At 50.6% G+C, this 11,564-nt stretch carries 11 protein-coding genes; 3 read left to right on the top strand and 8 right to left on the bottom strand.

Annotated elements, in window-relative coordinates; genetic code table 11:
• Window positions 1-45 precede the first annotated feature (45 nt).
• On the top strand, window positions 46-1,956 hold the full coding sequence (locus IX31_RS19685; protein ID WP_034461279.1) for a BglG family transcription antiterminator: 1,911 nt from the start codon (window positions 46-48) through the stop codon (window positions 1,954-1,956).
• Between the two features lie 84 nt (window positions 1,957-2,040).
• Here the strand turns inward: IX31_RS19685 and dolP are convergent, their stop codons facing one another.
• From dolP to IX31_RS19705, 4 genes are read right to left on the bottom strand one after another with little or no spacing between them, the layout of a single operon-like run.
• Window positions 2,041-2,616: a division/outer membrane stress-associated lipid-binding lipoprotein gene (gene dolP, locus IX31_RS19690; protein WP_034461280.1), complete on the bottom strand. Its 576-nt coding sequence runs from the start codon at window positions 2,614-2,616 to the stop codon at window positions 2,041-2,043.
• Window positions 2,617-2,625: 9 nt separating this feature from the next.
• Window positions 2,626-3,216: a DnaA initiator-associating protein DiaA gene (gene diaA, locus IX31_RS19695; protein ID WP_034461282.1), complete on the bottom strand. Its 591-nt coding sequence runs from the start codon at window positions 3,214-3,216 to the stop codon at window positions 2,626-2,628.
• 19 nt (window positions 3,217-3,235) lie between these two features.
• Window positions 3,236-3,631, bottom strand: coding sequence for a YraN family protein (locus tag IX31_RS19700; RefSeq protein WP_034461284.1), 396 nt, complete (start codon window positions 3,629-3,631; stop codon window positions 3,236-3,238).
• The gene (locus IX31_RS19705) at window positions 3,589-5,655 is read right to left on the bottom strand and encodes a penicillin-binding protein activator (RefSeq protein WP_034461286.1); all 2,067 of its coding nucleotides are present in this window, start codon (window positions 5,653-5,655) and stop codon (window positions 3,589-3,591) included. Before IX31_RS19705 ends, IX31_RS19700 begins: the two co-directional genes overlap by 43 nt.
• A gap of 62 nt (window positions 5,656-5,717) precedes the next feature.
• Between IX31_RS19705 and rsmI the strand changes: the two genes are divergently transcribed.
• The gene (gene rsmI / locus IX31_RS19710) at window positions 5,718-6,584 is read left to right on the top strand and encodes a 16S rRNA (cytidine(1402)-2'-O)-methyltransferase (protein ID WP_034461288.1); all 867 of its coding nucleotides are present in this window, start codon (window positions 5,718-5,720) and stop codon (window positions 6,582-6,584) included.
• A gap of 112 nt (window positions 6,585-6,696) precedes the next feature.
• Window positions 6,697-7,347 carry a hypothetical protein gene (locus IX31_RS19715; protein ID WP_034461290.1) on the top strand — a complete coding sequence of 217 codons (651 nt, stop codon included), beginning with the start codon at window positions 6,697-6,699 and terminating at the stop codon, window positions 7,345-7,347.
• A 297-nt stretch (window positions 7,348-7,644) separates the two neighbouring features.
• Here the strand turns inward: IX31_RS19715 and kbaY are convergent, their stop codons facing one another.
• From kbaY to agaF, 4 genes are all read right to left on the bottom strand, one after another.
• A complete protein-coding gene (gene kbaY / locus IX31_RS19720; protein ID WP_034461291.1) occupies window positions 7,645-8,523 on the bottom strand; it encodes a tagatose-bisphosphate aldolase subunit KbaY in 879 nt (292 codons plus the stop codon).
• A gap of 12 nt (window positions 8,524-8,535) precedes the next feature.
• Complete coding sequence (locus tag IX31_RS19725) at window positions 8,536-9,690, bottom strand: SIS domain-containing protein (protein WP_034461292.1); 1,155 nt, start codon at window positions 9,688-9,690, stop codon at window positions 8,536-8,538.
• A 303-nt stretch (window positions 9,691-9,993) separates the two neighbouring features.
• A complete protein-coding gene (nagA, locus tag IX31_RS19730; RefSeq protein ID WP_034461293.1) occupies window positions 9,994-11,127 on the bottom strand; it encodes an N-acetylglucosamine-6-phosphate deacetylase in 1,134 nt (377 codons plus the stop codon).
• Window positions 11,124-11,558, bottom strand: coding sequence for a PTS galactosamine/N-acetylgalactosamine transporter subunit IIA (gene agaF / locus IX31_RS19735; protein WP_034461294.1), 435 nt, complete (start codon window positions 11,556-11,558; stop codon window positions 11,124-11,126). The genes nagA and agaF overlap by 4 nt, the downstream gene beginning before the upstream one ends.
• Between the last annotated feature and the right edge of the window lie 6 nt (window positions 11,559-11,564).

An 11,564-nucleotide genomic window follows, 5' to 3' on the forward strand; every position in this document is an offset into this window, starting at 1 on the left:
CAGTATCGGGCGCTTTGCGCGCCCGCTTAATGAAAGGAAACGGCTTTGAGATTCCCAAATCTTCGACTGGCTCAGTTGTTTGAGATGCTGCAAAACGAGACGCTGCCCCAGGATGAGCTTGCGCGACGTTTATCTGTTTCTACTCGCACGGTGCGCACGGATATCACGGCTTTAAATGCGTTAATGGCCGGGCACGGTGCCCAGTTTGTGCTTAGCCGTGGTGAAGGCTATCAACTCAATATTGCCGATCGGGATCTCTATCAGTCGCTTGTGCAGCAGCCTTCGCGCCAACTGCGTATTCCGCGTAATTCTCCGGATCGTGTGCATTATCTGGTGGTGCGTTTTCTGACATCCGCCTTCTCTTTAAAACTCGAAGATCTGGCCGAAGAGTGGTTTGTTAGTCGTGCGACATTGCAAAGCGATATGGCTGAGGTTCGTGAGTGGCTGGCTCGCTACAACTTGACGATTGAAACCCGCCCGCGCCACGGCATGAAGCTGTTTGGCAGTGAAATGTCGGTGCGTGCCTGTCTGACCGAGCTGCTCTGGAAACTCACGCAGGAAGATTGCGAAAATCCACTGCTCACTGAAGAAGTGCTCAATGCCGGCGTACCAGAACAACTGGCGGCAGAGCTGCACAACTGTTTTACGCGTTGCCGTATCCGCCTGACCGACGAAGGTGAGCAGTTTATCCGTTTATATTGCGCTGTTGCGGTTCGCCGTATCAGCGAAGGTTATCCATTACCGGAATTTAGCGCCGAAAATGTAGACGAAGCGGTGCGCGAAGCCGCAAAACAAATCACCGTACTGCTACAGGGTCTTGCCGGTAAAGCGCTTTCCGAGGCGGAAGAACAATGGCTGCAAGTTCATATTGCCTCGCGCCAGGTGCAAGAGGTAGCCGCGAGCGCTATCAGTGCCGACGATGATGAAGCGCTGGTGAACTACATTCTGAGCTTTATCAACAACAACTATAACTACAATCTACTGACTGATAAGCAGCTACATGCTGATTTGCTCACGCATATCAAAACGATGATTACCCGTGTGCGCTATCAGATAAATATTCCTAATCCCCTGCTAGGCAATATCAAACAACACTACCCGATGGCTTATGACATGACGCTTGCGGCGGTGTCGAGCTGGGGGAAATACACGCCTTATGTCATCAGTGAAAACGAAATTGGTTTCCTGGTGCTGCATATTGGGGTGGGGCTTGAGCGGCACTACAACATTGGTTATCAGCGCCATCCGCGCGTGCTGTTGGTTTGCGATACCGGCAATTCAACGGTCCGCATGATTCAGGCGATGTTGCTGCGTAAATACCCCCAAATTGAGGTCACGCGGATCATTTCCCTGCGAGATTATGATCAGCTCGACGGTGTTGAAGAGGATTTTGTTATTTCCACGGCGCGCATTAGCGATAAACAAAAGCCCACCGTAGTAGTGGCCCCGTTCCCGACAGAGTACCAACTTGAGCAACTGGGCAAACTGGTGCTGGTGGACCGCACGCGCCCGTACATGCTGGAAAAATTCTTTGATGCCAGCCATTTCAGGGTCGTTGATGAGCCGATGACGCAGCAGGAATTATTCAGCACGCTTTGCCAGCAGCTTGAGCAGGAAGGCTATGTCGCTGGGGATTTTTATCCGTCGGTGGTCGAGCGCGAGGCTATCGTCAGTACCGTATTGGGTGAGGGGATTGCACTGCCCCACTCATTGGGGTTGATGGCGAACAAAACCGTGGTGTATACCGTGCTTGCACCACAAGGTATTCGCTGGGGAGATGAAACGGCGCATGTCATCTTCTTGCTGGCTATCAGTAAAAGCGAGTACGAAGAAGCGATGGCAATTTACGATCTGTTTGTCACGTTTCTACGTGAAAGGGCGATGCCGCGTTTGCGCGATAGTAAGAGTTTTGAGGAGTTTAAAGCAGTAGCAATGGATTGTTTGAGCAGGTTTTAGGAGAACGTAAAGGTGGATGACGCTTCGCTTATCTTTCCTACAAACAAGAACGTAGAGTGGATAAGCGAAGCGTCATCCGCGCGGTTACTTCAGAATCGTAAATGCCGTCGTCACATGTTTCACACCGCTGACTCGGCTGGCAATATCTGCCGCAGCTCTGGCTTCTCTGTCAGTCAGTAGACCTAACAGGAACACTTCGCCATTCTCGGTGGTGACTTTCACATTTGTCGATTTTACCTGGTCACTTGCCAGCAGCTGCGAGCGCACTTTGGTGGTTATCCAGGTATCGTTAGATGCCGTTCCCAGGCCAATAGGTGCCATGGTGCGGATCTCGTTGTACACCTCGGTCGTGCCATCCACACCCAGCGCAATTTGCTTGGCTCGTGAGGCGAGCTCAGGGTTAGGGGATTGCCCAACCAACAGCACTTTGCCCTGATATGCACTGACGTTAACACGCGCATCTTTCTTAATTTGTTCGTCTTTGGACAGTGCGCTGTTCACGCGCAATTCCAGCGTACCGTCATCAACCTGAGTACCGACGGAGCGTGGATCAGTCGCCGTTTTGGTGGCGACAGCTGCGCTGCCAACAACTGCGGCCGCGACACAACCTTGTAGCACTAGCGCAGAAATAAGGACTGCAAGTGGCTTATATGCCTTCATCTGTACTCCTTAATCGTCCTGGTGAGGGAATAACGTATTATCAATCAGATCGCATAAGCAGTTTACCGTCAGCATATGCATTTCCTGAATGCGCGCGCTGCGGTGAGAAGGGATGCGAATTTCCACATCCTGTGGCCCTAATAGCCCGGCCAGTTCCCCGCCATCGTAACCAGTTAGCGCAACAATAGTCATATCGCGCGTGACGGCGGCTTCTACCGCTTTGACGATATCACGACTGTTTCCGCGGGTCGAAATGGCGAGTAAAACATCACCGGTTTGACCGAGCGCACGTACTTGTTTGGCATACACTTCTTCGTGTAAACGATCATTTGCGATCGCGGTTAAGACCACATTATCCGCATTAAGTGCAATGGCAGGTAAACTCGGGCGCTCAGTTTCAAAGCGGTTGATCATACTGGCGGCAAAATGTTGGGCGTTGGCTGCAGACGTGCCATTGCCACAGCAAAGGATTTTATTGCCGTTAAGCAGAGACTGAACCAGTGTCATTGCTGCACGGGAGATAGCATCTGGCAGAGCTTCCGCTGCGGCAATCTGGGTTTGAATACTTTCCGTGAAGCAGACTTTGATTCTTTCGAGCACGTTAGTTTACCTGGTTACTTTAAACATCTGCGGTGAACGCGTTGGTTAACCACTCTATTTCATTGCCGGTGAAGGCTAACACATCGAAACGGCAATCCACAGTATCAAAACTTCCTGATGTTTGGGCTAACCAATACGAAGCAGTGTGTAATAATTTTTGTTGCTTACGGCGAGTGATGCTTGCGGCTGCATCACCGAAGTGGTTTGAGCGGCGGTATCGCACTTCTACGAAGACGATAACGCTGCCGTGTTTCATGATGAGATCGATTTCACCGCCGCGAGAATGGACGTTTGCGTCGATGAAACGCAGTCCTTTGCGTTCAAGAAAGCGGCGCGCCTCTAACTCATAGCGCGCGCCAGCTTGTTGACGGGTCAGGATGCCGGAACGATTTGACCTTGACTGAATTGCAGCCAATTTAACTTCCTGTTAATGACGCAATCCTGGTTTGCAGAAAGCGTGCCGGTATTGCCATTCACCTGATAGCCAGGGACCTGGCGGATTTGAGAGAAGTGATTTGCCAGTGACCACGCATCCACGCCCATGGCGTAAAGACGTGCCAGTGAGTAATCGTTATTCACGCTACCCAGCGCTTGCTGCATCAACGATGGGTTGTTGCCGGCAAGCATCGGGATTTCACTGAACTGCAAACCTTCCATTTCCAGACGGAAGTCCGGGCCACTTACGCCCTGAGAGCTGCGTGAACTGGCATACAGTTGCGCCGGGCTGCGGCTGCCGGTACGCATGGCGATCATTGGTTTGATCAATGCGACTTCGTCTGACGTTGCAACAATATAGGCTGCATCTACGCCACCGGAAGCGCCACCCGTAATTTGTGCCTCGGTAGGTGGCGCCGGAATTGTCAGCCCACCAATGGTCACGGCTTCCGGTTGAGCGGCTGCGGCGTTAACCGGAGTGCCGCTCAGTGCGATACCTGAACCGCTGTTAATCCCTTGTTTTAGCTCAGCCGTTGAACCGAACTTCTGCTGTAGTACCGTGCCACCACCAAGCTTCAGCCATTCATCAGCAAAAGCTTTAGTGACGCGATCGCCAAGCGCGCTACGCGGAACCAGCAACAGCGGAGCACGGTGGCCTTGCTGCCAGATATGATCGGCTGCATCACGCGCTTCGTCTTCTGGCGACAGGGCGAAATAGCAAATATTTGCACGGTTCTGCACGTTTTCTGGTTGGTTAAGCGCCAGGATATTCAACGGAGAAGTTGTTGTTGCTAACTGATCGACGTTGTTTTTAAGCAGAGGGCCGACAACTATTGTTGCACCATCTTGCTGGGCCTGGGCGAGTATCTGAGCCAGCGGTTGTGTGGTGGTGTCGTAGACTTTAACTTCCGCAGACGGATTGGCTGGAGCAGCGGCCGCTGCTGCTGGCTGTGTTTGTGGAGCCGTTTGTGGAGCTGGAGTTGCGGCAGGTTGTTGCGTTAAATCATCAACCGATGCTGCCGCCGGACTTGCTACCATATTGGGATCGACGGGTTTCGGCAATGCGGCCTGAGTGGTATCAACTGGCTGCCCGTTGGCATCAGCAACCTGTGCCGGAGCCGTAGTCTGTGCGACAGGGGCGGAGCCCATATTTTTCGCCGCTTCAAAACCTTGCTGGATAGTGCGACCAAATACAGCGGCCTGGCCATTTAATGGCAGCAACAGGGCGATTTTCTCAGTAGAGGCAGGTTTGTAATTCTGCATATTACTGAGCTGAGTTGGCAGCGTTTTCGCACCTGGGTTTTGCGGGTAACGCGTTTGCCAGTCTTTAATACCGGCTTTCAGCATTTCGGGGTCGTTACGGTTGTCGTTCCAGACGCGTTGCAGATCCAGCCAGCCTTGCAGCGTGTTTTCGTCGGCATTAATGACCAGCGAATTCATCTGCTCCGGGGTCATCTGTGACAGTGCCTGCCATGTACCATCGATATTTTTCTGGTGCGCAGGGCCAGTCAGCATGGGTTCTTGTGCAATATACGCGCGCAGCAGTTCAAGAGATGGGCGGTTCTGGCTTGCGTCAATAACGGCCTGGTAATAGCGAGTCTGCTGGTTTTTATTCAACTCAGCAGAGTTGATTTTTGCCAGTGCGGTGCTTGCTGCTGCGTAATCTTTCTGGGCATTTTTGATTTCAGGCACCAGCAGCGACTGTTCACGGCGCTGTTCTTCATTCATCTCTTTTGGCAGTTGATTGTAGAGATCAACAGCTTGCTTAATTTTGCCTTCTTTTAACAGCGCATGAATGGCGAGTAATTGCCAGGTGGTCTTGCTATCATCGCTGCTTTGCTGCATTTGTTGCAGGTAATACGCTGAATCAGCAGTTGCCTCGCCCTGAATATGGGCGGCAGACTGGTCTGGTGCTTTAGTTGTACAGCCGGCGAATATTAGCGCGGCCAACATAACAGGCAGACAACGCCCGGCTTTAGAACGAATAAATTTAGACGGTACCATTCTGTATCCAGTGTAATTTTTATCTCAGTGTTCAATATTAAATCGGCAATACGGATGAAACAATGAAACAACTCGAAACGGCGGCTATTTCTGCCAGCACGCTCTACATCGTTCCGACACCCATCGGTAACCTCGGCGATATCACACAGCGGGCATTAGCCGTGTTGCAAAGCGTTGACCTGATTGCCGCCGAAGATACTCGCCATACCGGTTTACTGCTGCAACATTTTGCGATTAATGCGCGGATGTTCGCATTGCATGATCATAACGAGCAACAAAAAGCAGAAACCCTGCTGGCAAAGCTGCAAGAAGGGCAAAGCATTGCGCTTGTGTCTGATGCAGGAACGCCATTAATTAACGATCCTGGTTACCATCTGGTGCGTGCGTGCCGCGAAGCAGGTATTCGCGTGGTGCCGCTGCCAGGCCCGTGTGCCGCGATTGCTGCATTAAGTGCTGCTGGTTTGCCTTCTGACCGCTTCTGCTACGAAGGTTTTCTTCCTGCAAAATCCAAAGGCCGTCGCGATGCACTCAAAGCCATTGAGCAAGAACCTCGCACGCTCATCTTCTATGAATCTACGCACCGCCTGCTCGATAGTTTAGACGATATATGCGCTGTGCTCGGTGAATCACGTTACGTGGTACTGGCGCGTGAGCTGACAAAAACCTGGGAATCAATTCACGGCGCACCGATTGGTGAGCTGACTGCCTGGGTTAAAGAAGACGAAAACCGCCGCAAAGGTGAGATGGTGTTGATTGTCGAAGGCTTCAAAGCCCCTGTCGATGACGCGCTGCCAGCCGATGCCTTGCGTACTCTTGCTCTGCTCCAAACTGAACTGCCGCTGAAAAAAGCCGCAGCACTTGCGGCTGAAATTCACGGCGTGAAGAAAAATGCGCTGTATAAATATGCTTTAGAAAACAGCGAAAAGTAGCGTTCTCCGAGCATGTTCGCACTCTTTCATTACAGGTATCACTATTGTTAGTGTGGTTTAAATAAGCGATGGTAGTTTGCTCATACTTTAGTCTGTTCAGGATGAGCAAATTATGCCGGTGTTGATTCGTGGGGATTCAAACATGATAGTGATGCCTCTTTCTTATAGTGCCTCAGCGATTGCGCGTTCGTTTGAAGTGATTGAAGAAATAAACATCGCTGAAAAGCGTTACCTTATTATCTTCGATAAAAAAACACCTCGCGCCTCTATTGTGAAAGCTGAATTAGAGGATGTGGGTGGCGAGCTCCGGCATGTTGCCGTTGCTATGTTGGAATTAAATAACCAAAAAGCTATTGGCGATAATGTCATTTCAGTAGAGCGGTTCTGGGAAGATTCAAGCGTACTTCAAGTGGAAGGCGTTTGTGTTGATAGGCGCTATCAAGAACTAGGCTTCGCTACGCAATTATATGAAGCTTTGGTTATCAAATGCGGTGTCATTTTAATGAGTGATAATACGCAGTACGAAGGCGGGAAAGCTTTGTGGCAGAAGATTGCGAAAAGTTCGAATGCCCTGTCCGTATTCATTCTGGACTCCGATGCAGGTCTGTTTTTCCCTTATGACGGGACGAAAGCAATTTATGATGGGATTAGCATCCCAGAAGAAAAAATCTGGAGTGTTCATCCAGATGTTGAGCATTTTGGTATCGTGCTGATTGCTGAAGATAAACGCAGAATCGAGACACTAACATTCTTAAATGAATAAACCCGCTTTCGCGGGTTTATTGTTTAACGCATTCCTGGGTAAACCTTATTTCGCCCTGGCAACTGGTGTTGCTTCGATAACCAGTGTTTCCAGCGGTTTCAACGTCACAATGACAGGCTTGCTGTAATCACCCGGAACGCGCCATAGATCGGTTTGAGTGTGAAACCAGAAGTAATAATATCGAGCTCTTTATGATTTTCTTCATCGTTTGTCCTTGGGGGCGAAGTTTTCGAGGCAAGTTTCAAACCGACTGATAGCGTTACCCGGTTTTCCAGGTAACGCTTTAAAGCACGAGATTTATAACGAGGTTTCAGTTTCAGGAATTAATTTGTTGGCAGAACCGCAAACGGTGACTTTACTGCGCACCACTTCTTTCATCGCATCCATGCCGACGCGCATGTAATAACGCGGGTCGTTGCCTTCTGGGTTTTCGCCGAACCATTTTTTTACCGCGTCGGCAAAGGCGATTTTTAATTCGGTTGCAACATTCACTTTGCACACACCCAGTTCGATGGCGCGTCTGACGTATTCGTCCGGCACATCGCTTGCGCCGTGCAGAACCAGCGGAATATCCACAACTTCACGGATTTCAGCCAGGCGCTGGAAATCGATTTTTGGGCGCTTGGTATAAAGCCCGTGTGCCGTGCCGATGGCAACCGCAAGGCTATCGATACCAGTGAGTTCGACAAAGCGGCGTGCTTCTTGTGGGTCGGTCAGGAAGGCGCTTTCTTCATCGACATCCATATCGTCTTCCACACCGCCGAGGCGGCCTAGCTCTGCTTCCACGCTGCAATCATGGCGGTGGCAAAAATCGACTACAGATTTTACCAGGCGCACGTTCTCAGTAAGCGGGAAGTGGCTGCCATCGATCATGGCGCTACGAACCCCTGCGTTCACTTTACGGCTGATATCCGCCAGCGATTCATGGTGATCAAGATGCAGTGCCAGTGGCATGTCATAGCTTTCTGAATAGGCTTCACACAAGGCAAAGATCTCTTCAAAAGCGATATGTTTAAAGGTGCCAGGCGTGCCTGCAAGAATCACCGGCGACTGCATCTCTTTGCAGACTTCCAGAATCGCCTGGATGGTTTCTGCGTTGTGAATATTAAATGCAGGGACGGCGTAACCTCGGGCTTGCGCATCTTGCAGAAGATATTTGGTGGAAATAATACTCATGTTGTAATCCTCTCAGCCTTTCCACGGGTGAATGACGACACCTTTCACAACACGGTTGACCGTGCCGCTGGCGGAAGGGGTATCAGGGGTAATTCCCGCTTTGACGGACTCCGTCAGTGCGAAAATTTGCGCATACATCAGGAAGCAGAAAGCCTGCTCAATGTCGATGAACTCTCGGGAAGGTGGCAGCCAGATGTGTGGCCCTGTTTCCACTTCCGGGCAAGGTGACGAGCAGATAGCGACTACGCGCAGGGCCTGTTGGTCACGGCGCAACTCAGCCAGCAAATCAAGGTCGTACTGGCGGGTGTACGGGTGGCTTGAAACCATGACCACAACTAATGTTTCGTTGTTAACCAGCGATTTAGGGCCATGACGGAACCCGGTAGGGGAGTCATAAAATGCCGCCAGTTTTCCGGCTGTGAGTTCCAGAACTTTCAGGGCGGATTCACGCGCTACACCTTGCAAGCCGCCGCTGCCGAGGTAGACGACACGTCTGAAAGGCAAATCACCGAACACGCTTTCGCTGAGATCACCTTGTGAAGCAATGATCTCTTCACAGCGGTCAGCCACATCCTGGAAAGTGGTGCTGTTGATAACATCCGGTGCAAACACGGCCAGGCAGCTTGCCATCATGGTGGTGATGCTGCTGGTCATGGCGAAGCCACGATCGTGAGTTTCCGGAGGCATTAGCAGTGCCAGTGAGTTGCCACTTGTTGCGGCATTTTGATACAGGCTACCGGCTTCATTGCAGGTAATGACCAGGTGATAGCAATCTTTCACCAGTTGGTTGACTAAATCGACCGCCGCCACACTTTCCGGGCTGTTACCGGATCGGGCAAAAGAGACCAGTAAAGTCGGTTCTTCCTCGGACAGGTAATCAGTCGGGTTGGTAACAAGGTCGGTGGTTGGTACGGCAACAAAGTTTTTCCTGGTGTGGCGTGATAACCACGGCGTAATAATATCGCCAATAAATGCGGAGGTTCCTGCACCCGTCAGGATAATTTTTAGCGAGGTGTTATGCAGCAAAGGATCAAGGAATGCGTTGATGCTGCTACGTTGATTACCGATATTTTTTAACGATCGGATCCAGCTTTCCGGCTGTTGGCGGATCTCTTTTTCAGTCCAGGTTGATGTGCCGGAAAGACAGGCAGATTGGGTTTCGCTCATAACTCAGTCCTTAGCAGTGCAAGATCATCGGAAGTAGCACAAAGCAGTACAGGACAATCTTTCGTTTTGTTTCATTTACTCAACTTCATGCTTAAATAAAATCTATAGAAAAGAAAACGAAAGGTCAATGTAAGAAAAGCAATAAAACGAAAAATGTGATCCAGAAAAGGATCTGTTTTAATTATTTCATTGATTTAAATGATTATTCTTAAATATTAGATAGTCGAAGTGATTTTAAACGAAAGGAAAAGAAAGGTCTGTCGCGGTGAAAGCGACAGACAAAAGTGAGGAGCAACGAAAGTACTACAGGAGGAATCTCTGGCCACTAATCCAGATGTTCTGAAGCCTTAATTGTGGGTTTAGTGCAATTAAACTGGCGCGTTTCCCCACGGCTATCGAACCTAAATCTTTATCTAATCCGAGCATTTTTGCCGGGTGCAGCGACGCCATATGAATGGCATCTTCGGCACAAACGCCCACGTTATTCACCAGGTTTCGTACTGCGGCATCAAGCGCCAGAGTGCTTCCTGCCAGCCCGCCGCGTTCAGTGCGTACGATCCCGTCGCGCATTGTCACCGGGTATCCGCAAATCGAGTAGTCGCCATCAGGCATACCTGCTGCACTCATGGCATCGGTTATCAGCAAAACGCGAGGTTTTGCGCAGCTACAACAAATATTCATGACGGCAGGATGAACGTGATGCCCATCAGCAATTAACTCAAGCCATGCCCGTTTATCGGTTAAACCGGCTCCGACCATGCCCGGGTTGCGGTGGTGCAGGCCGGTCATACCATTAAAACAATGCACCAGCCCGTCTGCTCCGGCATCAAATGCCTGAATGGTTTCTTCATAACTGGCGGCACTATGGCCAAGCATGACGCGTACATCACGGCTTTTAAGGTGCCTGATTGCTTCGAGTGCTTCCGGTTTTTCAGGTGCCAGTGCTACCACTCGTAAGGTGTTTTGCGACACGGTGATTAACCTGTCCAACTCGGCAATATTCAGTTCGCGGAATAATTCAGGCGGATGAGCACCTTTATTGAGCGGCGTAAAATATGGCCCTTCGAGATAGCTTCCCAGCACGGCGGCACCAGGCCCACCGTGATAGTAGCGCTGCGCGATTCGCTGTAATGCCCGTTCAATGTTGGCAAGCGGAGCTGTGACTGTTGTGGGCAACCAGCTACCCACACCTTCACAAGCTTTATGTTTCGCCAGCCTGTCGAGAACACCGGGGTCGTCATCCATAACATCAACCCCGTCACCTCCGTGGACATGAATATCAATGTACGCCGGGCATAACAGTTCAGCATCACGCGCCATCGTTCCCGCAGGAATGGGTTCGATGGCGACAATCGTTTCGTTATCAATAAGTAACTGATGATCGTCTAGCCAGCCTTGCTCGGTAAGAACGCGCCTGGCTCGCAGTAGCGTGGTCATATTCCTTCCTCGACCGCCTCTGCTTCGCGATAACGTCCCATTTCATCGACCAGACTGGTTAAGCCACGATGGCCGCATTCCAGTGCCTGTAGGCGAAATTCTTTACTGCTTAGCCCGTCGCGTTCCAGCACCATTTCCAGTAGTAGTTGCAGGTTGATACCGGTAATCACTTCGCGTCCCGGCTGCTCTAACGCCATGGTTGAAGCAACGCGGAAGGGGGTACCGCCAAGTAAATCAGTTAAAAACACCAGCCCTTCACTTTCGTCTAATTCACCAATGGCTGCTTCAAACTGTGAAGTGAGCAATGCCGTTGAAGATGTTTCAGGGAAATCAATGGCGATAAACTGCTCTTGCTCACCAAGAATCTGCTTCATCGCTTTTTCAAGACCGGTGGCAAAGCCACCGTGACCGCTAAGAATAATGCTTAACATATTGTT

It is taken from the genome of Buttiauxella noackiae (genome assembly GCF_000737905.1).
Classification (GTDB): domain Bacteria; phylum Pseudomonadota; class Gammaproteobacteria; order Enterobacterales; family Enterobacteriaceae; genus Buttiauxella; species Buttiauxella noackiae.

Excerpts from the sequence above, each read along its gene's own strand:
- dolP (WP_034461280.1), bottom strand. The coding sequence starts at position 2,616 with ATGAAGGCATATAAGCCACTTGCAGTCCTTATTTCTGCGCTAGTGCTA.
- IX31_RS19705 (WP_034461286.1), bottom strand. The coding sequence starts at position 5,655 with ATGGTACCGTCTAAATTTATTCGTTCTAAAGCCGGGCGTTGTCTGCCT.
- rsmI (WP_034461288.1), top strand. The coding sequence starts at position 5,718 with ATGAAACAACTCGAAACGGCGGCTATTTCTGCCAGCACGCTCTACATC.
- IX31_RS19715 (WP_034461290.1), top strand. The coding sequence starts at position 6,697 with ATGCCGGTGTTGATTCGTGGGGATTCAAACATGATAGTGATGCCTCTT.
- kbaY (WP_034461291.1), bottom strand. The coding sequence starts at position 8,523 with ATGAGTATTATTTCCACCAAATATCTTCTGCAAGATGCGCAAGCCCGA.
- IX31_RS19725 (WP_034461292.1), bottom strand. The coding sequence starts at position 9,690 with ATGAGCGAAACCCAATCTGCCTGTCTTTCCGGCACATCAACCTGGACT.
- nagA (WP_034461293.1), bottom strand. The coding sequence starts at position 11,127 with ATGACCACGCTACTGCGAGCCAGGCGCGTTCTTACCGAGCAAGGCTGG.
- agaF (WP_034461294.1), bottom strand. The coding sequence starts at position 11,558 with ATGTTAAGCATTATTCTTAGCGGTCACGGTGGCTTTGCCACCGGTCTT.